Raw genomic sequence first — 26,672 nt, 5'->3', positions numbered from 1 at the left:
GATTACTCTACCCTACCCGGATATACTTCCAACGCTTTCTGCAAAATGAAAAGTGCACGAGTCAAGTCCTCTTTCTTCAGCACATAGGCAATACGCACCTCGTTATATCCAGAACCCGGCGTGGTGTAAAAGCCCGATGCCGGAGCCATAAATACGGTTTGCCCTTCGTACTCAAAATCAGAAAGACACCAAGCACAAAACTTATCGGAGTCATCAACCGGCAACTTGGCCACCGTATAGAATGCCCCCATCGGGATGGGCGAATAAACACCGGGGATGCGGTTCAAGCCGTCAATCAAACATTTACGTCGTTCCACATACTCATCATACGTTTCGCGTGAGTATTCTTCGGGAGCATCAAGTGAAGCCTCAGCAGCAATCTGACCAATCAGGGGCGGACTTAAACGTGCCTGGCAAAACTTCATCACGGCATCTCTCACCTCTTTGTTTTTTGTAATCAACGCACCAATGCGGATTCCACATTCCGAATAACGTTTGGAAACCGAATCAATGAGTACTACATTGTTTTCAATGCCTTCCAGATGGCAAGCTGAAATATAAGGCGAACCGGTATAGATGAATTCACGATAAACCTCATCCGAGAATAGAAACAAATCATACTTCTTCACCAAATCGCGTATCTGGTTCATTTCCCGACGAGTGTACAAATAACCGGTAGGATTGTTAGGATTACAAATTAAAATCCCTTTGGTACGTTCATTGATCAACTCCTCGAACTTCTCGACTTTTGGCAATGAAAAGCCTTCTTCAATAGTGGTTGCAATGGTACGTATCTTGGCTCCCGCAGAGATGGCAAACGCCATGTAATTGGCATAAGCAGGCTCGGGAACAATAATCTCATCACCGGGATTCAAGCATGACAGGAAAGCAAAAAGAACAGCCTCCGATCCACCTGTGGTAACAATGATATCGTCTGCAGTAAGATTGATATTGAATTTCTTGTAGTAATGAGTCAATTTTTCGCGATAGCTTCTATAACCTGCACTCGGACTGTATTCCAACACCTTGCGGTCAATGTTACGTATCGCATCAATCGCGGCCTGAGGAGTTGGAAGATCGGGTTGACCTATGTTCAGGTGAAATACATGCACTCCACGTTGTTTGGCAGCATCTGCCAGCGGAGCGAGTTTTCTGATAGGAGATGCAGGCATCTCTATACCGCGGATTGAAATTGTTGGCATGGTTTTTTTATTATATATTACGAATGACTATTAACAAAATACTATATTCGAAGCTGCAAAGATAGAGTTTAGAGACTAACCAAACAAACAAATACTTAACAAAATGCTGCAATTAAATTCCTTATAGAAGTTTTGTGTTCTCAGAGCTGCATATTCAATAGAAATATATACATTTGTGCACAATTAGTAGAAAACATTTCGCATCAATGACTATAAACCTCATAACATTTGCATCCGTACTCCATAAAGATGCAAACATACGCAACTCGCACGAGGCCATCGTGAATGAGCTGGAGAGATATTTCTCACTGAACATTATTGATTATACTCAAATAAACAATGTTGATAAAAATCACCTCAGTGTATTGTTTATTGCTACCGGTGGAGTAGAAAAGCTAGTGGCACACTGCATAGAGCAACTCCCCCGCCCCACTATTATGCTGGCCGACGGTATGCAAAACTCACTGGCCGCAGCCTTGGAAATATCAAGCTGGTTACGCGGTCGGGGACTGAAAAGTGAAATACTGCACGGAGAACCGGGCCACATTGCCACACGCATTATGAAGTTGCATAAGAACTTCATAGCACAGCAACAATTATCCGGTGCTCGGATTGGTGTCATAGGCACTCCGTCTTCGTGGCTGATAGCAAGTAGTGTTGACTATCTGCTTGCCAAACGCAGGTGGGGAGTTGAATACATCGATGTGCAGCTGGAAAAAGTATACGAGAAATACAACAGAATAACTGATAATGAAGTGGGCGAAGCTTGTGCGCAATTTGCTTCACGGGCATTGGCTTGCCGAGAAGCTTCACCGGAAGATTTACTGAAGGCAATGCGCCTGTATCGTGCCATCAAAGAGATTTGTGATGAAGAAAAGTTCAGTGCTATAACATTAAGCTGCTTTAAGCTGATAGAGAAAACGGGCACCACGGGTTGCCTTGCCTTATCCTTATTGAATGATGATGGTATTATAGCCGGATGCGAAGGCGACTTGCAATCTATTTTCACCCTGATCTTTCTGAAGAAGCTAACCGGTAAAACGGGCTTTATGGCCAATCCGTCTCTTATCAATGCGAAAGAAAATGAAATAATATTGGCACATTGTACCGTTGGCACTCAATTAACGGAGAAATTCATTATCCGCAGTCACTTTGAAACCGAAAAAGGAATTGGCATTCAGGGAATACTGCCCAGTGGAGATATAACAGTGGTTAAATGTGGCGGAGAAAGTCTGGACGAGTACTTTGTTGCATCCGGCCGGTTAGTTGAAAACACTAATTACATCAATATGTGTCGCACGCAAATCAGAGTAAAGCTCGACACTGATGTGTCTTACTTCCTGAAGAATCCGTTGGGTAATCATCACATGGTTATTCAAGGCAATTATGTAGACGAGATCAACGAGTTTCTGCAAGCCTACGGATGCAAACAGGTAAATTAAACTACAATGGGAACCTCTCTCCAACTTCCCTGATGTAATTCAGCCACGGCAGCGAAGCCTTTTGCTTGTAATAAGCGCAGGGCTTCCATCCTGCCTGCATTAATGCGCTCAGGGTAATGAGCATCGCTATTGACAAGAACCTTAATTTGATATTCTTTCATTAATTCCCAATAGCGGCTGTTGGGGTAAAAAGTCCCCAAAGAATCATATGCCTTGGTGTTGATTTCAACAAGATAACCGCGAGAAGCAACCAAAGAAAAATAATCTTTCATCAAGGCTTCGTACCAAGGTTCATCGAGTAACCCGGGATGATAACAGGATGCATTGTAATGCATCTTATCAGCATGTCCCAAAATATCGAAGCCACCCAATTCAACCATTCGGAAAAGGCGATCGAAATACATGCGGACAACCCGTAAAACATCTCCGTTAAAGCGTCGGTCAACACGTTCCTTAAACACAGCCGGACTGCAATCGATATCGACCACCTCACCAGCGGCATCGTATAATAAATGCACCGAACCGATACGATAATCAAGAGGTAGTTCCGTGAAACGGGCAACCGACGGATTACTCTCCTCGTTTAAGTAATCAATTTCCAAGCCAACATAAAGTTCTATTTCATCGGCATATTTACTACGAAGATTCTTGAACTCATCAAGGTATGCCTCCATCTGCTCCCACTCCATTGTCCATTGTGTTGGAAATGGTAGCGGGGCGTGCGAGGACACTCCGTAAGAATAAAAGCCCTGACTAATTGCTTCTTTGACAAATTCCTCGAGCGGCGCACGTCCATCGCAAAAGGAACAATGGCTATGGTAATTGGTTAGGTTCATGATTCTATTTCACTTAATTCGAGCCAACGCATTGTTTTTTCCTCAATCAGGTTATTGACCTCCGGCAAACGAATGGATTTTTCAGTCAGCTCGTCGACAGACAAAGCCCCACTGCACAAGGCCAGTTCTATTTGTTCTTTTTCTCCCTCAAGAGCAGCAATATCTTTCTCCAACTGTTCAAACTCACGCTTTTCTTTGTAGCTCATCTTTCGCTTATCATTCAAGCGAACGCGATCTGTCTTCTCCTCTTTGGGCTTTTCTTCCTCCTTCTGACGCAAATCACGCATTTCCTTCCAATCTCTGTAATGGCTGTAGTTACCGGGGAAATCGCGAATGTCACCTTGCCCATTGAATACCAGCAAATGATCAACCACTTTGTCCATGAAATAGCGATCATGCGAAACCACAATAACACACCCTTTGAAGTTTTGCAGATACTCCTCAAGCACGTTAAGTGTTACGATGTCTAAATCATTGGTAGGCTCGTCGAGTACTAAAAAGTTGGGATTGCGCATAAGCACAGTACACAAATAAAGTCTGCGCCTTTCGCCGCCGCTCAATTTATACACATAGCTGTGCTGAGTTTCGGGCGTAAACAGAAAATGTTGAAGGAACTGACTGGCTGTAAGCTTCTTGCCATTGCCCAGCTCAATGACTTCGGCTATGTTTTGCACCACATCAATAACCTTGAGCTGATCATCAAACTGCAAGCCATCTTGAGAATAATACCCGAAGCGTACCGTTTCACCAATATCAATGGTACCACTATCGGGTTGTACTTCGCCCATCAACATTTTGATAAAAGTCGATTTACCCGTACCGTTGTTCCCCACAATACCCATCTTCTCATATCGCGAAAAGATGTATGAAAAGTCATCCAGAATCTTTAAGTCGCCAAAACTTTTGAAAAGATGCTCTGCTTCAAATATCTTGGAACCAATGTAAGAAGCCTTCACGTCGAGTTTTACATTGTCATTATTGAAGCGCTGCTTAGCAACTTTCTCCAATTCATAAAAAGCATCCTCACGGTAGCGAGCCTTATGTCCGCGAGCCTGCGGCATACGCCTCATCCACTCAAGCTCCGTACGATATAAGTTGTTGGCCCGTTCAATTTCAACCGTTACAGCATTGACTCTCTCCTCACGCTTTTCAAGATAATAAGTATAATTGCCTTTGTACTGATAAACCTGACGATTGTCAATCTCCAATATCTCCGAGCATACCCTATCCAGAAAATAACGGTCGTGAGTAACCATGAGCAAACTCAAATTGGCACGTTGCAGGTACTCCTCCAGCCACTCCGTCATATCGAGGTCTAAATGGTTAGTGGGCTCATCGAGTATGAGTAAATCGGGTTCAGTGATAAGCGTATTCGCCAAAGCAACGCGTTTTAGTTGCCCACCCGATAAATGCTTCACCTTCTGATTGAAATCACGAATCTTAAGCTGTGATAGAATCTGTTTTGCCTGACGCTCATAGTCCCACGCTTTTTCGTGTTCCATGCGAATCAAAAGTTCTTCCAACCCCGGGTGACCTTCTGTTTCCATGCACTTTTCATACTCCTTGATAAGTTCTACCGTACTGTTTCCATGATGGAAACAAGCTTCGAGAACCGTTAATTCCTCAGGATAGTGGGGATCTTGCTCCAAATAAGCGACTTTCAAATCACGACGGTACACAATATTACCTCCGTCATACCCCTCCTTACCGGAAAGAATATTAAGTAAAGTAGTCTTACCCGCTCCATTCTTGGCTATTAATCCTACCCGTTGCCCCTCGGCAATGCCGAAAGATATATCTTTAAAAAGTATCAGATCACCAAAAGATTTGGTTAACCCGTCAACTTGCAAATAACTCACCATAAAGAAAACTTTATTTTGTAATCTGTTCCATAACCTGTTTATACTCCTCAATCACATCGGGTTGTTCACCATTCTTCACCTTGCTCCAAACAAGTTTCATGGGGTCAATCAGCACATTGCTTTCCAAGTGAAGTAACACAGGTGCCTCACGATTACCATCAATAAGCGTTCTCCATTGAAAACCCTCAATTTCATTGCACAATATGGTACACACCACCATCCCGAAAGACAGCCACACCTCACGTTGCTTTTGTTTAATATCGCCAATTGTAATTATTTGCTGTATGTTTTCCAAGTCATCTTCCATTCCTTGAAAATCCTTCTTTAGCTTATCTTTCACAGCTGAGGCAACAAAATCGTAACTCTCGTTAATGAGAAATATCTCAGATAAACGCACTGGTATCAGCTCTGCCTCATACTTCTCTCCTTCTTTTCGAGCTTCAAGAGAAGCAATCACCGCTTCGGTCTCTGTGCAATCTCCCCCCTTAGGTACTGTAAAACTGCATTCAAAAGCTACATCACGAATACCGGTAATCCATGTATGCGTAACGTAATACGCCTCTTCCTCCAGAAACATTTCTTTGGAATAGGCACATTCCAGACGTCCCACTGTAACAAGTGACGCAGCAGAATTTTCTTTCAGTTCCAGTTTCACGAACTCACGACCGTAATCCATGTTGCCCGCCTCCTTACCACTAGGTTTATAAGCAGAAATACGGAAATTACCAGTCCACTTTTCGGGATTATAAAACAGAAAACTCCCTTCACCATCTTCAAACTCACTCCAATCGTTTGGATAAATCATAGAGAACCATCCTCCGGGAGAGATAAATTTATTTCCTTGTTGCTCCATAAATACGTATTATTAAAGACTTCACAGCATCAGTTCGCACCAATACCATATCCTAGCCATTTGATAATACAAATTACGAGTTTTTTCTTTAAATATTAAAGTGAAAGAAGAAAAATAAGACAGATATCTGCTTTTATAAATCGGTAAGATGAATTTTGGCCAGCATCTCACAGGCTACTTCATTGAGCACTCCTAACCTTCTGGCTGCAAATCCATATTCGTCGTATATCGTTTCTGTGTTGCCGTAAACCGGATGTAATCCCTCACCCAAAGCCATCATCAAATCTGAAAGAGTTATATCAAACAACGGACGATTTAGTCTGTAAGAAGACAATAAGTCAACCTCTCCATCTGTCCTTTGACAAATGAGTCCAGCAGACTTCATCCGATTAAGTAGAACTTGAATCGTTGAATCAGAGAAACTATATGAATTCGATTTAGTTACATCTGTTTTATAATAAATGTCGTGCAGCAACTTTATGGCTTGTTTAGTATTCAAAGTCAACATATGCTTAATCTTTATATATTCCGTTACTTTGAAGGTAACAGAATATAGATTAATTATGCAAAAAAAATAAATACATAACCGTGACCATTGAGATGTTTTGATTAACACTTCTCAACATTGCAAACACATTTTTGCTTCTTTTGAGTACTTTTCGAACCATTTATTCTATCTGCATTTAAAGCCATTCAAAACAAGTCAGCGTTTTTGTAATATGCATATAGAGCAAAATATTATTAAAATAACAGAATAAATATTTGTATCATTTTACATTTTGTAAACATTATAAGAATTTGATACACATTACTAATTATATAACAAAGCCATGAAATTGAGATAGTTGTATATTCTGTTATAAGTCGTGTTTAAAGCAATTTTTGATAAATATTATTAGAAAAAATAATTTGTTTTTTATTTGGTCAAGATATAAATTCTTTCAACCTTTGTATATATAAACCGTTCTGTTACCTTCAAAGTAACGGAATGACTAAAATATACAACTTATATATATTACATTATTTCTTCTGCAAACGTTAGCATTACTCTCAGAAAGATGCAAATTAGAATCACCTGAAAGCATTAAGTACGGATTTATTCTTTTGCGGTTTCTTCTTTATAAAATCCTTATTTAAATTGATTTTAAGCAATGCAATCACTTTCTTATTAGCGTTGCGCAAAGTTCTGTTTTCAAAGGAAGCCAAATATGTGTACGTAACCTTCTCAGAAGCATGACCAAGCGACTCACTGATAACAGAAACTGGAATACCTTCACGATAAGCTGCTGTTGCCCATGAATGACGCGCCACATAAGAAGTCAGTCGAATCTTTAGCCCTAAAAGGGTAGAAAGATGATTTAATCTTTTATTATATAATCTCAAAGCACTTTGATACTGCTTGTACTTATCGGGTAAAGCCGGATTAATGATGGGCAGCAAATAAGGTGAATTTTGAGTATATTGCTCATATTTGCGTATAATAACCTGTGCACAAGGCTCAATGGCCACAGTAAGCAACCTTTTGGTTTTACTTCTTCGGTATCGTAACACCCCCATCTTCACATCACTTTTACGTAAATAGGTCAAATCCACAAAGGGAATGCCTCTCAGAAAGAACGATAGCAAAAACATATCGCGCGCAAAAGCCAATGAAGATGCATTGTCCAAATCTAAATCCTGCAACCGACCTATGATCAAGGGAGTTGTTGCTCTTTTCTCCGAAGAATCTGTTCCCGTAAAAACATCATCGAACAATCCTAGTTGGGGTGAAGCCTTACCACGTCTGGTAGCCTGATTACAGATAGATCTGAGCATACGCATATACAGTGACACTGTGTTACGTTTGCATCCCTCCTGATAAAGAAACAGTTCATATCTTTTTAGCAATTCAGGCGTTAACTCACGAAAAGTCAACTTATTATGTCCGATGAAAGTATTCAATCTCTTTATAGAGCTTGAATAAGATCTGGCAGTGCCATATCTATCGGACTGTTTCAGCTCTTCAATAAGCATAGAAACGAAATCTGTTATAGTATTCATTTTATCAATATTGGTTTGAATAGGCAAATTAAGCATAGTTTTGCGACATTTCAATAGAAGGCTATTTTATGCATTGATGTTCTCTAAATAAATAATATTGAGATCCATATCCCTACTAATTAAGTAAGTATCTTGGCAACTAAGCCATACGAAAGGATACTTTGTTCACTTTTCATTTACCTACAATTTTCCACTCAACTAGACAAATGAAGTCACCTGATTGTTTTATGATATATACAAACTTCATTTAAAGATATCAAAACGGAAAAATATTGAATATCTGAATATTCATATATGGTAAATTCAATCACCAAACGTAAAGTAGCAAACTCTGCAATTGGGTTTATGCAGTAGTTCTAATTAGGTCATTGATGGCTACAGCAATAATATATTATCGCCCAAACTGCAGAGCAAATCCCAAATTAAAGAATGTGATATTGTTTTTGAACCAGCTATGATCTATTCCGTCATCATAGTCGTCAGTATTAAACAGACGGGCGTCTGGATTAGCGACCCAATCGGCAGTGAGCATATCCAGCCTTAGCACTCCTGACATTTTTTTAGTAATGCAGAATTCATAGCCCAAACCGAATGATATTCCACAATAACTCTTTTGATATAAATGCCCGTGATCCATGTCACTTTGGTATACTCGTTCTCGATAGTCCATGTATCCGATACCTAATGCAAAAAATGCACCTTTGTTTCCGTTGTCCCAAAGAGTACGTAAAGTTACAGTGGGTCCGATGTAATGAACATGCATTTTATCAGGCAAATGCGCTGCTCTCAGATAATCATATTGAGCCCCCAAAGCCAAATTGGGTGTAACATAATAACGACCTTCAGCCATTAAGGCATAGCCGGGCCGGTTACCATTCTTGGAAAAGAAATCATTTTTATTTCCTTCTACGGCAGATAAAGCTAATCCGCCACCGAATATCAGGCTGTAGTTTTGAGGTAAATAATCCTGCGCATGTAAATCAATTGCTATTAAGCTAGATAAAATAACGAATATCAGATGCAGTTTTTTGATGCATTGATTATTCATTGTTAAGTCAGAGTGAGTTAAAAGGTTATTTCCTTCCTTTTGTGTTGTAATTATCTGCATAAGTCTTGTTTTGTTTGCAAAAATAATTGTATTTCATTACAAAACAAAGACTTTAAATATTTTCTTATATCATTTCTCACTAATATATAGACCCGGGTGTACATAGCGGTACACTCGGGTCTATAGTTTAATGAGAAAAAAAGAATATTAGCAATGGTTACTTAATATAACCATAATACTCTTCATCGGTACTACAATCCCACCAAACGGGACACGACCAAATAGGATCCTTCATTGCCAGTTTGTTCGATGCCATAAGTTGCGTCAGATTATAGTTACTTTCATGGGTACTCTGACTAAAACGACGAAACCAATATGTAAGTTCGCCGAGATTGGCTCCAACAATCTTATTTGTTGCAGTAAACTCTTTAGGACGTTTATAATCAATATAAACTACCCCAAAGTCCTTAATATTACCTGCACTATAATTAAAGCGGCGTGCATCGACCCAATTTTCTGCATTAAGTCCTAAGGCTATAAGCTTTTGACGCATAATATCAGCCATTGTGAGATTAGCAGAGTTCTGCACAACAGCAGCACTAGACATGTAAGCTGTAATATCTGCTGCATTCATTGGCATTTCGTCAGGATTAACAGATCCTGCAGTTTTCCATGTATTCAACTTTGTTTGCATCTGATCAAAGCTGGCCTGTATACCTGCTTTATATGCCGTTAAAGCATCTCCTTTTTTCCCTTTTCGGAGTAAAATCTCAGCCTTAATAAAGCACATTTCAGCATAAGTTAGCACATAAGTATCTGAGTTGGGTCGAGCAAAGAAAGTACCGGTTCCTCCAACATAGGGTGCTGCACTGCTTGGATAATAGTATTGATCAACAACTGAACGTCCGCCGGTATCCATATGATTCGATCTCATATTTACATAAATGGTATCACCCGCCCGCAAATAATTCGTAGAGTTAACATAAGCCGCACCTTTTTGATATACGACAGTAATTTTAGAACCGTCAACCTTAGTTTTATGAATAGCACTTGCTGCTGCAAGAAAATTATTTCTAGCTGTTTGATCACTAATATTATACGTTAAAGGCAATCCACCTTCGGAAGCGACATAAGAAGTTTCTGTACCAACAACAAATACAGAAGTCAAAGGTCCACCCTCTTGACGAATAGCCTCATTCATCATATCAACTCCCACATCACGTTTCCAGATATAATTCTGAATCTCTCCACTTTCGTTAACCACAATATTACTCATCATTGCAGGAAGCAATTTGCTTGCACGCGGATCGGTTATCATTGAACCACCAGTAAAAGTGTTATTCAATAAATTGGCGTAATATCTGGTAGCACGTTGAGTAGCTCCATAACCCGTGGCATCCCACACATAGTTAGCGCTATAAGGATCGGAAACAGTAAAGTTCGTTTGATCACCCGCTTTATTTTCATGTTTTACAATAATGTTGTCACTGTTAGACTGTGGTCCTTTTTCTATTTCAGCAAGAATACCATCCATATTGAAATTATACAATCCGGTACCTTCCGCTTTCTTTGAAAGACGCAACATGTAGCGAGCTTTAAGTCCATGACACAGTTTTAGCCATTTGTCAACGTTACCACTATTCCAAGTATCTCCTTTTGCCAGCGAAGTAGCACCTACCTCCTGATCCATCTCCAAATACTTAATAGCCTCATCTAAGTATCCCATGATGAGTTCATACATTTTTTTGCCATCATCATAAGTCGGGTTCGTTTTTAAAACACCCATCTCCTGAACCGGCAATTCACCATGCAGATCAAGCATTAACATAAAACCCATCGCCTTTATGGCATAACCAGCTCCTATATAATGATACTCGCCTTTTTGCTTTGCATTTTCAATCATTGGATCTATATTGACTGCTGCGCCTACATAAAAGTTCTGGTATACCGTTGTGCAACTACTTTGAGCAGGGTTCCAAGCTGCCAACAGTCCATTTGCGGAGGTTGTAGAAGTCTGCGTAAGCAAACCCAGTATTGTATTGGTACGCATAGCAGCCGTACCTGTTGCATATCCATAATAGTGCTGAATCCACGGAAGACGAACATCACTACTTGCATTCACAGCTGTAGGATTATCGGGATCAGTGTTTATATCAAGATAATCATCACAAGAACAGACTGCGCATGACAAAGTCAACCCTAATATAAAGTATATAATCTTTTTCATATTTATTTTTTTATCAATTAGAACGTTATATTAACCCCAAACGACATACTTGCTTGCGCTGGAACGCCACAATAGTCAATACCCACAGAACCAGAACCACCGGTGCCCGAACCAGAAGATGCGGTTTCGGGGTCCATACCTTTGTAATTCGTGATCAGTAACAAATTGTTTCCAGTAATATTAGCAGTAAGTCCTTTTATTACATTTTGCTTTTTAAGCAAACGACCAAAGTTATACGACAAGGAAACGTTGCGTAAGCGAATCCAATTAACTTCAGTAATAAAATTATAAGCATTCTTTGCGTACTGATCCCAATATTGTTGAATCATGTATTCCCCTGATTTCTGAGCTTTATTGACTGTATACATCTGCCCTCTTTCGTAGGTATAAGTCTGAGGCTCGTAAGTATCACCATTTTTTGTATAAGCAACAAATTCAACTTTATCACGATTTAAGGTACGCATACTCATTCCTTTTGTAGTCAACATATATTCCGTACCATTATAGATATCGCCTCCCAACCGCATATCAAGCAGGAACGACAGATTCCAATCTTTATAAGTAAAACTGTTATTCAACCCACCAATCAATTTGGGCTCTCTGTTACCAACGATATTAGTTTCAACTTGCGTGTCCTTGATCAATCCGGTTGCAGGGTTATATTCATATCCTCCGGTACCAGCTGCTTCAACATACTTATTTCCTGTTAAACCAAGAAAATATCCTCCGTTAGGAATTGAACCGGCTTTTACACCACCTTGTTGGGCATCTGTTACATAGAAAACATCAACACCATCAACGAAATCACCTAAGGTGCCCCGATTCCCCGATAAATTTAAAGTAGCCTCCCACTGAAAATCTTTCGTAAAAATAGGTTTACCGGTGATAGATAACTCCATACCCTTATTAATAACCGAACCACCATTCAGATTAAGGAAGATATAACCGGTTGACTGCCCCAAACGAGGCGCGCATATCTGATCTTTAGTTTCAGAATAATAATACGTGTAATCCAGGCCTAAACGACCATTGAAGAATTTAAGTTCTGCCCCCAGTTCATAAGCCGTTTGTATTTCCGGTTTTAGGTTAGGATTTCCGGCTGTCCACTCAACCCCCACCGTTCTAAAGTTTTGATTTACCGTAGCAACCGGACGCATCAATGTTGCCAACATATACGGATCGGCATCTTTACCAACTTGTGCCCATGATGCACGAATCTTTCCAAAAGATAATATGTTGTTTGCCGGCAAAAGCTCTGTAAATGCAAAACTACCCGAAACAGAAGGATAAAAGTAAGAACGATTCTCCACAGGTAATGTTGACGACCAGTCGTTACGTCCTGTCACTGTAAGATAAGCTATGCTTTTGTAAGCTGCACGAAACTCACCGTAAACACCAATCATTCGTTTACGCACATTTCTTTCCGTAAAGAACTTATCCTTGTTCTCAATCGTCGCAAAGCTTATAACAGAATTTGTATAAGGATTGTAGCCCCATCTCTGCTGATTAACACGTTTAGTATCCTCTACAGTTGTTCCCAATAATACTCCTAAGTTAAAATCACCAAAGTTTCTTTCCATATTCGACATAAAGTTACCAGTCAGATACTGATATTGAGTTCCACTCTTTGCCAAATACCCTTTCTGATACTTTTCCACTACCGCTCCACCAGGAGCCTTGTAAGTATAACTATTACTTGTATATTGATCAATACCAGCACGCCCTATAAGATTCCACCAATCAGCAAGTTTAAGATTTAAATTCAAAGCACCAGTAAAACGATCGGTAGCATCTTCAAGTGAGTTACGATTTATTACCCAATATGGATTCTCAATATCACTATATGGCTCTTGTAATCCTTCAAAGATACGGTACCTTGTTCCATCCTCGTTGAGCCAATGATTTATATCGTCAGAACGCGACCAACCATATAATGCAGACATGGCGCCCGATCCTCCTGCCGTATATAATCCTCCTGAAGTAAAGGTTTTATCCGTTCTGGATTGAGAATATGAAACATTTGCACTAGCAGTAAGTGCACCGTATTTTTGCTCGCCATTGAAACGAAACGTGTTTTTTCCGAATGAGGTACCCGGAACAATACCCGTTTGTTCATAATTAGAAGCCGACAAATAAAATGAGCCATTTTTGGATCCACCTGTAATGCTTACGCTGTTATCAAAAATATTGCTTCCTTTGAAGAAATCTGAAACATTATCATAAGCCTCACCTTCTATGGCTTCACCCCAAGACTCAGTTGTAAAATCACTTAGCACACCTTTTTCATTGTAATATCCACGTCCGTACACACCTTGTATTTCCGGAAGATCTTTTGCCCATGAATAAGTATACTTGCTGCTCACATTAATGCGAACTAAACCTTCAGAGCCTTTTTTGGTTGTTATAATTACGACACCATCGGCAGCTCTGGAGCCATACAAAGCAGCTGCAGCTGCTCCTTTTAGGACCGACATTGATTCAATATCTTCAGGGTTAATATCCATCACCCTGTTGCTAAATGTAGTTGCACTTTTAGTTACTCCATCAGTCAAAGAATTACCTGGATTAACCGTGGAGTTATCATAAATAATTCCATCAACAACAAACAATGGTTGATTATCCCTGGATTCACTAGCTGAGTTTCCACCGCGAATCGTAATAGAAGAGCCGGCTCCGGCCGCCCCACCCGATTGAGTGATATTTACTCCCGGTATCTTACCTGCTAATGAATTAACAACATTCGTTTGCTTATTTTTTAATAATTCTTCTGCACCTATATCAGAAACGGCATATCCAAGTGCTTTCTTTTCTTTTTTGATGCCCATAGCCGTAACAACCACTTCGCTCAATGCTTGCGCGTCTTCTGCCAAAGTAATATTGTAATTGGCAGCGTTACCCAAAGAAATTTCTTTTTTTGTATATCCCACGTAAGAGACTACCAAAACGGATCCTTGAGAAGCATTCAACGAGAAATTCCCGTCAACATCCGTAATAGTACCATTGCTGGTTCCTTTAACCAACACACTTGCACCAATAATTGGCTCTCCTTTAGAGTCGACTACCGTTCCCGTAATTTTTTTAGCCTGCTGTACACTGGTAAATTCAGATACTTCATTTCTATCCACAGCCTCTGCTGTTGAAAAGTAAATAGAAAATCCCCATGCTGTACATAGTGCTAATGTTAAGCAATAATTTCTTTTCATAAGCTTTATTTTTTGGGTTTGTTTGCAAACTTATGAATTAATTTAGAATTCAATTTATAAATCTGACTAAATAAAAACTAATAAATATTAAAATCATTGCTTTTATACAATTAAAACATTCTACTATGATAGTTTTTCAAATAAAAGGTAGTGAAAACAACAATATGAAAGCTGCAAAAAGAAAACAATAGAAGCATTTATTTCTAAAAAATGAATATCAAAAAAACAATTTTTAAAGCAAAATAAAACAATAAAATCAAATGAAAAGACAAAAAGGTAACAGACCATCAGACGATAGAGAAAAGTGAAAATCAACAGTAAATATATAATTTAATTTAAGATACAGCCAAAACCTTCATTATTTAGCTATGGGCTGAATCTTCCTGCGTACATCTTTTGATATTTCTAAAAACATATAATTTAGTTTCCCAGAGTGGATACCTTTCTTATTCTGAGCGTATTTTTTATTTGCGTATTCCTTCGATTTATCAAAGGTAATAAGTGACATTTGGTTCTGCGATTTGCCTACCATCGTTGAATCAAGCTGTTCATCAGGGAAGAAATCATCTAAATCAACATCTCCAATCATAGTTGTTTCTAGAAACTCTTTATTCTTATGGCTACTATCAGTATAATACCCCACAAACATATGACCCGGTGTTCGAACTAAGATAGGATCGATATTGATTGCTCGCAAAAGTGATGCTATTAAAACACTACCATCTACACAATTAATTTGCGACGACTCCAACGCATCATCAAACGTGCGCACTCTTTGAGAATACACAACGTTACTCGACAAACTAGTATTCGAAACAGAACTGTAACGGAATTTACGCTTTTGTAATACATTCCACAAAGCATAGACTTGTTTATCAACAGCCTCGGGACGTGCGCTTTGGTATCCTAAAAACCGATTGACTATACGAGTATTTAACGCTTCACGCAGCAGTTTATCAATCATTGGGTTGTCTTCGTTGACATAGGCAGCAAAAAAGATACCAGTATCGTGAAAATTAGTTCCGTTACTAACGTAACCCAGAAGACATTCATTAATGCTTCGAACAGAAAATGTACGCACCTTTTGGCCCAAACTTTTGCCGTCAACTTCAACATGAATGGCAATACTTACGGGGGTAGCCTGCTCCGCACCTTTTAATGCCTCATAATTCCATATAATATCTGGATAAACGGTATATTCGGTTCGTGATTTTTCTAGAACAAATTCTGAAACAGAGCGAGAGAAGAAAGGAGTTTCTGCAACATCAATACGAACACGAGTATATTGTGATCTGGATTTTAAACGAACAGAAATACATGATTTAGGATTTCCAACATAGACTGAATCAGAGGGTTGTACTACCTGAGCATCAGTCGTTGCCACCGAAAGAATTGCCGAAGGAAATATGTTTCCACCCAATTCATCAGTGATTTCAAAATCAGAACGAAAGGAGCTACATTGAAAAACAGATATACTAATTGCTACTACACATAATGCGATGGCAATAATAAGCAATTCTTTCTTTCCAAGATTAATATTTATTTTAAGCATATCTTCACACTGATTTAATTGATAAACAAAGATATGATATTATTTTGTATAATAGTTGATTCGTAACAGAATCGTAATAATTGTTTCATTTTACTGTAATAAAAGTGCCTCACCTTTGTAGCAGTAAAAAGAAAATATAACTTTGTACTATACAGAGTAATAGAGTTTTTAATTTAAAACATTAATAAAATGAACGATTATCGCATTTTAGTAGTTGACGACGAAGAAGACTTATGTGAAATTCTAAAGTTCAACCTTGAAAACGAAGGGTACTTGGTAGATACGGCCAATTCTGCCGAAGAAGCTTTAAAATTAGATATCGGCGCATACAGCCTTTTGTTGCTCGATGTGATGATGGGAGAAATTTCTGGTTTCAAAATGGCAAACATGATCAAGAAAAATAAAAAGACAGCCCATATTCCTATTATATTTATAACAGCAAAAGATACTGAAAACGACACCGTTACAGGTTTTAACTTAGGAGCCGATGATTATATCTCAAAACCGTTCTCGCTAAGAGAAGTGATTGCTCGTATTAAAGCTGTATTAAGAAGAACAGCAACAATTGAAACGGAACAGGTTCCTGAACGTATAATACATGAATCATTAGTACTCGACATAACCAAAAAGAAAGTAAGTATTGAAGATAAAGAGATTTCTCTGACTAAAAAAGAGTTTGAGATTTTGTTTCTGTTGCTTCAAAACAAAGGAAGAGTATTTTCCAGGGAAGATATTTTAGGCAAGATATGGAGTGATGAAGTATATGTTTTAGATCGTACAATAGATGTAAACATCACCAGATTGAGAAAGAAAATTGGCATATATGGCAAGAAAATTGTAACCCGACTGGGATACGGATATTGCTTCGAAGCTGAATAAAGAAACGTAGATTTATGAATAATAATAGTCATTTCCTCTCCTTTAATCGAAAATTATTTTTGTCGGTTATCTCTTTATTTCTCGTATTCGTAGTCTGTTTTTTGACTTATCAATATCAAAGAGAGAAAGAGTATAAAATAGAGTTGCTCCATTCCAAATTACAAGATTACAACAGCAGACTTTATGAGGAAATACATGAAGATAGTGCTCATTCGAAAGAACAATATCTTGATTATTATGTAAAAAAATACACATTAACCGATTTGAGGGTTACTGTAATCAAACCCAACGGTGATGTTGTATATGACAGTTACGAAAAAGATAAAAGCAAATTAAAAAATCACATTGAGCGCAAGGAAATACAAAGAGCATTAAAAAAGGGCAACGGATATGACGTTCGCAGAACATCCCAAACAACAGGAGTCTCATATTTCTATTCAGCTACAGCTTATCCCGATTTCATTGTCAGAACGGCATTACCCTATAATGTAAATCTCACAAATAGCCTTAAAACCGACCGCCACTATTTATGGTTTACCGGTTTTATAACGCTTGTTCTTATATTTATTTTTTATAAATTCACTCAAAAGTTAGGTGTTTCAATTAAGCAACTAAGGGAGTTTGCACAGCGCGCAGATAGAAACGAGCCAATAGAAATTGCTCTTGAATCTGCGACCTCACAAAATGAACTCGGTGAGATATCTCATCATATTATAGAAATATACAAAAGATTGCATGAAACCAAGGAAGCTCTTTATATCGAGAGAGAGAAACTAATTACTCACTTGCAAATTTCACACGAGGGACTTGGCATATTTACGAAAGAGAAAAAGGAGATATTAGTGAATAATCTCTTTAATCAATATGCCAATTTAATATCAGACTCCAACTTATTAAGTTCAGAGGATGTCTTTACTATCAGCGAGTTACAGGTTATAACTGACTTTATTGGCAAAATGCAAAACAGGCCTATACAAAAGGAAGAGAAAAGAATGTCTGTAACTATTAACAAAAATGGTCGTACATTCACCGTTGAGTGCATTATATTTCAAGACTTGAGCTTTGAAATTTCTATTAATGATATCACAATGGAAGAAGAGCAAGTTAGGCTGAAAAGACAACTAACCCAAAACATAGCACACGAACTGAAAACCCCTGTGAGCAGTATTCAAGGATATTTGGAAACAATTGTTAATAATGATAATATTCCAGCCGACAAAATGAAGGTATTTCTGGAACGATGCTATGCTCAAAGCAACAGACTAACAATTTTGCTACGCGATATTTCTGTTCTCACGCGAATGGATGAAGCGGCCAGTATGATTGAAATGGAAAAAGTCGATATCAGTGCCATCGTAAATAATATAATTAATGAAGTTTCATTGGAGCTTGAAGAGAGGAAAATTTCTGTTATCAACTCATTAAAAAAGAATATCCAAATTCGTGGAAATTATTCATTGATTTATTCCATATTCAGAAACCTGACCGACAATGCAATTGCTTATGCCGGCAGTAACATTCAGATATACATAAACTGTTTCCGCGAAGACGAGAACTATTATTATTTTAGCTTCTCTGATACTGGTGTAGGTGTATCTCCCGAGCATTTGAATCGTCTCTTTGAAAGATTCTACAGAGTTGACAAAGGCCGCTCCAGAAAGTTAGGTGGAACCGGACTGGGTTTGGCCATCGTTAAAAATGCAGTAATCATTCACGGAGGAAGTATTTCTGCCAAAAACAGTCAGCAAGGTGGCCTGGAGTTTGTGTTCACTCTTGCAAAAGAAAAATAAAATAGCTGCATCATTCTTACTAAATACTAAATTATTCATATCTTTGCAACGCATAGGTTCGCTAATCTTTTAACAGAGATGCGATTAAAAGGGAATCAGGTGAAAGTCCTGAACAGTCCCGCTGCTGTAAGTTTCACAAAATAGCTGTTAGCAATACCTTTAGCCACTGGGAAATCCGGGAAGGCGCAAACAGTTGAAACAAGTCAGAAGACCTGCCGTGCGTAATTAATCACTGCTCTCGAGGAAAGAGCAACGAGCTTATGAAAATAAATAGTCTTTTGATTCGTAAATTTCTTCACGGTATAATAGTGGCACTAGTGTCGCTGTATGCTCAATCAAGCTTTGCCCAACAGCATAAGCTTGACACAACACGTATATACGCAATTCCGGAGATAACTATTTCAGAACCCTACCAAATAAGAGAAACCAGAGCCGCCATTCCGATACAGGTTATAACAGCAAAAGAGTTACGTAGTTTAAATGTATTACAGGTATCAGATGCGGTTAAACATTTGGCCGGTGTTATAGTAAAAGACTATGGCGGCATTGGAGGTCTAAAAACGATTTCACTCCGCAGTTTAGGAGCGGAACACACTGTGGTTTCTTATGACGGGGTGGCCATAAGCGATTGCCAAACCGGACAAATTGATATTGGCCGATTTTCACTTGATAACATTGACAGGCTTACCGTTAGCAATGGGCAAACTGATAACATATTCCAGCCGGCCAGATTATTCGCATCGGCCGGACAGCTCAATATTCAAACGCTAACACCTTCGTTCAAAAAAGATAAATCGACTAATGCCTATGTGTCGTTAAAATCAGGTTCATGGGGCTTAATAAATCCTTCGTTAAGAATAGAACACAAAAGTAGTGACAAATGGCTATACTCTTTTAATAGCGAATGGATGTCGGCCGACGGGAAATATCCCTATACCATGCATTATGGCAATAACAACGACAGCATTTCACAAGAAAAACGAAAAAACACAAAAGTAGAAAATCTGCGAATAGAAAGTGAATTGTTTGGGAATTTATCCGACAAAGAGCAATTACGTCTAAAAGCTTATTATTTTCAATCTTCGCGTGATTTACCCGGAGCTACTACCTTGTACTACGATTATGCTTCCCAGCATTTATGGGATAAAAATGTCTTTATACAAAGCAAATACAAGAAGGAATTAAACAACAGATGGGCGTTACAAGCATCTGCTAAGTGGAATTGGTCTTATCAACATTATCTGGATCCTGACTACAAAGGTATTAATGGTAAAACGGAAAACACTTACTACCAACAAGAATACTATGCTTCAACCGGAGTACTTTTCAGGGGTTGGAATCATGTCTCGTTATCACTATCAACAGATGGAAGCATTAGTACTTTAAACGCCAATCTCACCAACTTTGCTAAACCGACACGTTACGCATGGCTTACGGCATTGGCAGGAAAATACGTTACTGAACGCGTAACACTCACAGCATCATTACTAGCTACAGTCATCGAGGAAAGGACTCAAACAGAAGATGCCAACAGAAAATACAGAAAAATAAATCCAGATATAAGTTTATCATTTAAAGTGTTAAAAGAGGAAGAACTTCGCATTAGAATGTTCTATAAAAACAGCTTTAGACAACCAAGTTTTAACGACTTGTATTATGGAGAAATAGGAAATAGAGACTTGTCTCCAGAGAAATCTGCTCAATACAACATGGGAGTAACATATAGCAAAAAAATCAATCATTTTGTTCCATATCTATCGGCTACTATAGACGGTTACTATAACAAAATAAATGATAAGATCATTGCAACTCCAACAAAGAATATATTTATATGGAGTATGGTAAATCTTGGTAAAGTGGAGATCAAAGGCGTTGATATAACAACCAAAGTGGTATTACAGCCATCTGAAAATATCCGCCTCAATATTTCATGTAATCATACATATCAAAGAGCATTGGATATAACAAACCCAACCAATCATACCTACAAGAATCAGATAGCATATACCCCTCGGGTATCAGGATCGGGGCAGTTTGGTATCGAAACTCCGTTGATGAATTTGTCGTATTCATTGTTGTGGGTAGGCAAAAGGTATACCCTTGGACAGAATTTACCAGAAAACAGACTTGAAAGTTATCAAGATCATAGTGTTTCGTTAAGTAAAGAAACAAAGATAGCAAACACATTGGCGTCTTTCAATTTGGAATTGCTGAATCTGGCCAATAAGAATTATGAGGTAGTCAAAAATTTCCCAATGCCGGGACGCTCTTTACGTGCCACTATTAAAATTGTTTATTAAATGAAAAGAATTTATTTATATATATTAATTATCATTGGAGCATTTTGCATGGGCAGCTGTGATGACATGACGGATGCTCCAGCTTATAGCGAAAATGAGGTTATTGTTCCGGAGGCCGGAACTGCTGAGATTTATGTTCTCAACGAGGGGCTATTTAACTTAAACAATAGCACCTTAATGCACTACTCATTCAGCAATGGCACACAAACGCCAGACTACTTTAAGAAAATAAATAAGAGAGGATTAGGTGATACGGCCAATGATATGGCTATATATGGTTCAAAACTCTATGTTGTTGTCAATGTTTCCAGCCAAATAGAGGTGATTGATTTAAAAACCGGCACTTCATTGAAACAGATTGGTATGTTGACAGAAAACGGTAGCTCAAGACAACCTCGTTACATCACTTTTTTTGAGAATAAAGCCTATGTCTGCTCATTTGACGGAACCGTTGCTCGCATTGATACCACAAGCCTTGCTATTGAAGCGTTAACGCAAGTTGGTCGAAATCCAGATGGACTATGTGTTCAGAACAATAAACTATATGTTTCAAACTCAGGTGGACTGGATAATCCAAATTATGACAACACTGTTTCCGTTATTGATATTGCTTCATTTAAAGAAATTAAAAAGATTATTATGGGAAGCAATCCGGGTAAAATTCTAGCAGACAAGTATGGAGATGTGTATGTAGTTACAAGGGGAAATTTGCAGCATGGAGATTACAAACTGGTAAGAATAGACAGTAGCCAAGATAAGGTGGTTGAATCATTCAATTTTGCTGTTTTAAACTTTGCAATCAATGATGATTATGCCTACATGTACAATTATGATTATTCGTCGGGCGAATCTTCGATTAAGGTATTTAATATTAAAACAGAATCGATAGAGCGAGAAAACTTCATAACCGATGGAACAAGTATCACAACACCTTACGCCATAAACATCAATCCATACAATGGAAACATTTACATTACCGACGCCTATGATTATAAGGTAACGGGTGATTTACTGTGCTTTAGTCCCCAAGGAAAGTTGCAGTTTAAACTAAAAAACATTGGGTTAAACCCAAACACTGTAGCATTTTCTGATGTCGCTTCACAAAGCGTTATTGATGAAAATAACGAAGATACATCTGAGGCTTTTGCTAGCAAGGTTTTGGAATATGTGCCTGCTCCTTCCCAATATATGAATACTTCGACTACGGCATATTTGCCCGGATATGGTAAAGATGACGTTTTAGCATACGCGAATAAATTAATAAAAGATAAGTCACTGTTGAGCTTAGGAAGCTTTGGCGGATATATCATTTTAGGCTTTAATCACGCCATTAAAAACGTACAGGGAGAATATGATTTCAAAATTTACGGCAATGCTTATTACGATATGTATGGTACTGCATCGGGTAAGCTTGGAGGTAGTTCGGAGCCCGGAATCGTATTAGTATCCACAGATATTAACGGGAACGGAGTAGCAGACGACAAATGGTATGAACTAGCCGGTAGTGAGTATCATTCGGATAAAGTAATCAGAAATTATCAAATAACTTATTACCGTCCTTCTCCGCTTGATGAAAACGTAAGATGGACCGACAATCAAGGAAATGAAGGGTTTATATATCGAAATATATACCACAAACAAGATTCATACTATCCGGCATGGATGGATAATACTATCACTTTTACAGGTAGCAGGCTACCGGACAATGCAGTAAACGAAGGGAACAGCGTAAGTCAGCATTGGGTGTCGTATTGTTTTGAGTGGGGATATGCAGACAATCATCCCAACAATACAGAACAGAGTCAATTCAAAATTGAGTGGGCTGTAGACGAATACGGAAATAGCGTGCAACTGGACAAGGTTAACTTCATCAAAGTATATTCAGCCATCAATCAAGATTGCGGCTGGATGGGTGAAGCCTCAACAGAAATACTCACCATAGAAAATTTACATTTTTCAAAATAAATATTCATTTAATTATAAACAACTAAAAAATAGAGTTTTATGAAAAAATTATCTTTACTATTATTATTATCTACATTTATATTCTGCGCTTGCAGCGATGATGACGAAGTAAATGTTGTTGCCGGTTTTGAATCCCAACTAAGTAAAACTGAAAGCGAATATAGCTCTACAACTGGAACCAAATATGATGATACATACTTCCATACTACCTTTAAAGATGAACAAGCATTATTAGAATTTGATCATTATTACGGTTCATGGGGCTTTGGAGGAGGTTTCATCTATACGAATAAAACAGACATTAGCACTCCGGGATATACTAATAACAGTGCAATAACAGGCATTGGTAAATATGGAAAAGTATACCTCACAAGTTTCGTGAATAGCTTCACACCTTCAAAAATTGTCAACCTAAACCCTGACTTATACAAATTCAAAGGCATGTGGGTCACCAACTCAACATATGCGTACTTATCTATTAAAGATGGAGATAGCATGGCCAAAAAATTTGTGGCTGGCGATTGGTTTAAACTAACAATAACCGGTTATACTTCTTCAAAAGCAGAGATTGGAAGTATTGATTTTTATTTAGCTGATTTCAGAGATGGAAAAAGTATAAATATAAACACATGGCAATGGGTAGACTTGTCAAGCCTAAACAACGCATCATACATAGAGTTCAGCATGGCTTCAACGGATAACAATTCATGGGGAATGCTAACACCCAGTTACTTTTGCATTGACGGTATAACGCTAACACAAAAATAGTATATATACATTCAAAAAGAAAGTCTCAGATAAGGATTTTAGCAGTTATAGCAAAGAATCTCAATCTGAGACTTTTTTCGATCAAAACTTATCAACACACCAAGTCAATACAAAGTCTGTCTGTACTAGATAATGAATGCTAAACAATCGATGATCAGCCGTATGATATTCCTGTGCTTCCAAAACTCCTTCTTCCGCTATCTGAAAAGGAAAGATTTTTAAATGCTTTTTAAAGTCAACCTCAACACGCGACATGCATTTAAACATGACCTCTTTTGCAGACCAAAGCAACAACAAGGACCAAGTGTCCACTCCTTTATACAAAGTGACCACTTCATCTGAACGAACAAATCGAGAAGATACTTTAGATACACGCTCGCTGTATTGTTCAATATCAATACCAACAGGATGCAAAGCACTCAAAATCAATGTAACATATCCACGAGTGTGAGATATGCTGATATGATAGGAGCCATCTTTTAAAAAAGGCTTTCCGCTTTGTTCATATACTATTTCTTTGTGTTCTCCAACCATAGTATACAGCAAAACCCGAACAGACAGCCATTCTAATTGGCGATGTAAAGATGAAAACTGAGACAATCGTTGTGCATAACATTCATTATCCGGCAAAAGGGTCAGTAATTCATCAATATTCTCTTCCATCTTCCATACAGAAAATCGGAAGTCATCTCCTCTATAATCCTTAAATAAACCCATCTTGTAAGAGGAATTATGCAATAAACAAAATCAAGAGTAAAAGCAGAAAGGCAAATATGCCCATAAACAAATTATGCTTTTGTTTCACGTTCAGATTCATTGATGGAAAATTTAACTTTTAAGATTCTACGGTTATCCATAGCTAAGACTTCAAAATCATATTTTTTATAAGACACCTTTTCGTGTAGCGCCGGGAACTCCCCTTTTATCTCCAAGAGCATACCCGCTAACGTATCAGCATCACCGGCTATTTTTTCAAAGTCACTTTCATCAGTTTGAGTAATTTTGTAAAAATCAGTTAGTTGAGTTTTGGCCTCAAACACCCAAGTATGATCATTTAAAACAGCATATGTCCTTTCTTCATCATCATACTCATCATGTATCTCACCCACTATCTCTTCAATAATATCTTCCATGGTCACAATTCCGGATGTACCTCCAAACTCATCGACAACAACCGCTATGTGTATTTTATTAGCTTGAAAATCTCGTAGTAAGTCATCAATCATCTTTGTTTCAGGTACAAAGTAAGCCGGACGAATCAATGATTGCCAACGAAAATTATCCCCTTTGTTCAAGTGTGGAAGTAAATCCTTTATGTATAATATACCTTTTATATTATCTCTGGAGCCAGAATATATAGGTATTCTAGAATATGCATTCTCTATAATGCAGTTCACAACTTCTGAAAAAGGAGTCTTGATTTCAAGATCTACAACATCCAAACGAGAGGTCATGACCTCTTTGGCCGTTTCTGCCCCAAAACGAATAATTCCTTCCAATATTTTATTTTCATCAGAAAGTTCTGATTTATCAGTTAATTCAAGCGCATGAGACAATTCGTCAACCGAGATATTACGATTTTTACGGGCAAAGTATTTATTTAGAAAACTTGTAGAACGAACTAAAAGAGATGATACCGGATAAAATAATGTACGAAACATCCATATACCGGGAGCCGCGAAACGACAAAAAGCTAAAGCCTTTTGGGCTGAATATATTTTAGGCATAATTTCGCCAAACAGCAGCAAAAGGAAAGTTAATGCAATTGTCAGAACAAAGAATTCAACAATAGGAGAATGAAACTCAAAGATGCTCATGAAGAAATAATTGCAGAGCATTATGATAGTCACATTCACAAAATTATTGGTAATTAATATTGTTGCTAATAAACGTTCTGAACTAGCTAGTAAATCACTAATCTTTTCATCCGATGGATGAATACGTGAATCAATTTGACTCTTATCAGATGGTGTTAGAGAGAAAAAAGCAATCTCAGAAGCTGAAGCAAAGCCAGAAACAAGAAGCAATATACCTGCAAAGATTATAGCAACAACTGCTGATGCAGTAGGAGAATTTACGGTTAAACCGTTAAGAAAAACAGCCAATTGGCATAAATAAGCATCCGGGTCCAAAGAATGTAATTTTAGTTAAACAATATACTCGGTTAAAAGTGACTGATATAATGGTTTATTCAAGCAGTCACATCTATCACTTTTAACTTCATATTATACTTTTAAAAAGGTAAATCATCAGCTGAGTTATCATCACGAGCAGGCTCAACTATAGGTTGAGATTGAGGAGCAGCAGAGCTTGCCGGTTGATTGGGTGCAAACGTTCCTGTTGACGTACCTTTGGGAGTAAGCATTTCCATGTTATCCACAAATATTTCCGTAACATATCGCTTCACTCCAGCCTGATCGTCATACGAACGAGTTCTTATTTTTCCTTCAATATATAATTTATCACCTTTATGCACATATTTTTCTGCTGTCTCTGCCAGACCGCGCCACAAAACAAGATTGTGCCATTCTGTTCTTTCGGGCACCTGCGTTCCGTTAGCCAATGTATAAGCACGGTCTGAAGTCGCTAATGGAAAGCTGGCAACAGCTATACCTGAATCCAAATATCTCACTTCAGGATCTTTCCCAACATTTCCCAACAAAATCACTTTATTTACTGACATAGAATTATTTTTTTAAAAGGTT

At 38.1% G+C, this 26,672-nt stretch carries 19 protein-coding genes and 1 riboswitch; of the genes, 6 read left to right on the top strand and 13 right to left on the bottom strand.

The genetic code is table 11. From position 1 onward, the window contains the following. Positions 1-2 precede the first annotated feature (2 nt). Positions 3-1,202, bottom strand: a complete 1,200-nt coding sequence (locus ACKPCE_RS08815; protein ID WP_276993034.1) for a pyridoxal phosphate-dependent aminotransferase — start codon at positions 1,200-1,202, stop codon at positions 3-5. Positions 1,203-1,408: 206 nt separating this feature from the next. Here ACKPCE_RS08815 and ACKPCE_RS08810 point away from each other — a divergent pair, with 206 nt between their 5' ends. Then, positions 1,409-2,644, top strand: coding sequence for a fucose isomerase (locus ACKPCE_RS08810; protein ID WP_276963221.1), 1,236 nt, complete (start codon positions 1,409-1,411; stop codon positions 2,642-2,644). Here the strand turns inward: ACKPCE_RS08810 and ACKPCE_RS08805 are convergent. From ACKPCE_RS08805 to ACKPCE_RS08765, 9 genes are all read right to left on the bottom strand, one after another. Then, complete coding sequence (locus ACKPCE_RS08805) at positions 2,641-3,480, bottom strand: histidinol-phosphatase (RefSeq protein ID WP_319504883.1); 840 nt, start codon at positions 3,478-3,480, stop codon at positions 2,641-2,643. The two genes, ACKPCE_RS08810 and ACKPCE_RS08805, sit on opposite strands and share 4 nt — an antisense overlap. Next, a complete protein-coding gene (gene abc-f / locus ACKPCE_RS08800) occupies positions 3,477-5,342 on the bottom strand; it encodes a ribosomal protection-like ABC-F family protein (protein WP_027317926.1) in 1,866 nt (621 codons plus the stop codon). Before abc-f ends, ACKPCE_RS08805 begins: the two co-directional genes overlap by 4 nt. 10 nt (positions 5,343-5,352) lie before the next feature. Beyond that, positions 5,353-6,195: a DUF3805 domain-containing protein gene (locus ACKPCE_RS08795; RefSeq protein ID WP_319504882.1), complete on the bottom strand. Its 843-nt coding sequence runs from the start codon at positions 6,193-6,195 to the stop codon at positions 5,353-5,355. Between the two features lie 133 nt (positions 6,196-6,328). Then, positions 6,329-6,703 carry a hypothetical protein gene (locus tag ACKPCE_RS08790; protein WP_277639839.1) on the bottom strand — a complete coding sequence of 125 codons (375 nt, stop codon included), beginning with the start codon at positions 6,701-6,703 and terminating at the stop codon, positions 6,329-6,331. 563 nt (positions 6,704-7,266) lie between these two features. Next, entirely contained in the window at positions 7,267-8,235 is a 969-nt protein-coding gene (locus ACKPCE_RS08785) for a tyrosine-type recombinase/integrase (RefSeq protein ID WP_319504881.1), read from the bottom strand. Between the two features lie 391 nt (positions 8,236-8,626). Then, the gene (locus ACKPCE_RS08780) at positions 8,627-9,343 is read right to left on the bottom strand and encodes a hypothetical protein (RefSeq protein WP_407654961.1); all 717 of its coding nucleotides are present in this window, start codon (positions 9,341-9,343) and stop codon (positions 8,627-8,629) included. A gap of 157 nt (positions 9,344-9,500) precedes the next feature. Then, a complete protein-coding gene (locus ACKPCE_RS08775) occupies positions 9,501-11,510 on the bottom strand; it encodes a SusD/RagB family nutrient-binding outer membrane lipoprotein (protein WP_319504880.1) in 2,010 nt (669 codons plus the stop codon). 17 nt (positions 11,511-11,527) lie between these two features. Continuing rightward, positions 11,528-14,713: a SusC/RagA family TonB-linked outer membrane protein gene (locus ACKPCE_RS08770; RefSeq protein WP_319504879.1), complete on the bottom strand. Its 3,186-nt coding sequence runs from the start codon at positions 14,711-14,713 to the stop codon at positions 11,528-11,530. A gap of 358 nt (positions 14,714-15,071) precedes the next feature. After that, the gene (locus ACKPCE_RS08765) at positions 15,072-16,265 is read right to left on the bottom strand and encodes a hypothetical protein (RefSeq protein WP_319504878.1); all 1,194 of its coding nucleotides are present in this window, start codon (positions 16,263-16,265) and stop codon (positions 15,072-15,074) included. A 189-nt stretch (positions 16,266-16,454) separates the two neighbouring features. Between ACKPCE_RS08765 and ACKPCE_RS08760 the strand changes: the two genes are divergently transcribed. The 5 genes from ACKPCE_RS08760 (at position 16,455) to ACKPCE_RS08740 (ending at position 23,967) form a co-directional block, all read left to right on the top strand. Next, complete coding sequence (locus tag ACKPCE_RS08760) at positions 16,455-17,144, top strand: two-component system response regulator PhoB (RefSeq protein WP_024996151.1); 690 nt, start codon at positions 16,455-16,457, stop codon at positions 17,142-17,144. 14 nt (positions 17,145-17,158) lie between these two features. Beyond that, positions 17,159-18,934 carry a two-component system sensor histidine kinase PhoR gene (locus tag ACKPCE_RS08755; protein WP_276992857.1) on the top strand — a complete coding sequence of 592 codons (1,776 nt, stop codon included), beginning with the start codon at positions 17,159-17,161 and terminating at the stop codon, positions 18,932-18,934. Positions 18,935-18,970: 36 nt separating this feature from the next. Continuing rightward, positions 18,971-19,168: riboswitch (cobalamin riboswitch) on the top strand. 32 nt (positions 19,169-19,200) lie between these two features. After that, positions 19,201-21,234, top strand: a complete 2,034-nt coding sequence (locus ACKPCE_RS08750) for a TonB-dependent receptor plug domain-containing protein (RefSeq protein WP_407655031.1) — start codon at positions 19,201-19,203, stop codon at positions 21,232-21,234. After that, on the top strand, positions 21,235-23,199 hold the full coding sequence (locus tag ACKPCE_RS08745; protein ID WP_407654960.1) for a YncE family protein: 1,965 nt from the start codon (positions 21,235-21,237) through the stop codon (positions 23,197-23,199). Between the two features lie 39 nt (positions 23,200-23,238). After that, a complete protein-coding gene (locus ACKPCE_RS08740; RefSeq protein ID WP_319504876.1) occupies positions 23,239-23,967 on the top strand; it encodes a DUF4465 domain-containing protein in 729 nt (242 codons plus the stop codon). Positions 23,968-24,048: 81 nt separating this feature from the next. Here ACKPCE_RS08740 and ACKPCE_RS08735 read toward each other — a convergent pair whose 3' ends face one another. From ACKPCE_RS08735 to ACKPCE_RS08725, 3 genes are all read right to left on the bottom strand, one after another. After that, on the bottom strand, positions 24,049-24,684 hold the full coding sequence (locus ACKPCE_RS08735; RefSeq protein WP_319504875.1) for a 4'-phosphopantetheinyl transferase family protein: 636 nt from the start codon (positions 24,682-24,684) through the stop codon (positions 24,049-24,051). 71 nt (positions 24,685-24,755) lie between these two features. Further along, positions 24,756-26,099 (bottom strand): gliding motility-associated protein GldE, encoded by a 1,344-nt coding sequence (gldE, locus tag ACKPCE_RS08730; protein WP_319504874.1) that lies wholly within the window; start codon positions 26,097-26,099, stop codon positions 24,756-24,758. Between the two features lie 101 nt (positions 26,100-26,200). Next, a complete protein-coding gene (locus ACKPCE_RS08725; protein ID WP_276992869.1) occupies positions 26,201-26,650 on the bottom strand; it encodes a single-stranded DNA-binding protein in 450 nt (149 codons plus the stop codon). Positions 26,651-26,672: the final 22 nt, after the last annotated feature.

Source organism: Bacteroides graminisolvens (genome assembly GCF_963666085.1).
Taxonomy (GTDB): Bacteria; Bacteroidota; Bacteroidia; order Bacteroidales; family Bacteroidaceae; genus Bacteroides; species Bacteroides graminisolvens.
This window is presented reverse-complemented; position numbering and strand designations above follow the sequence as displayed.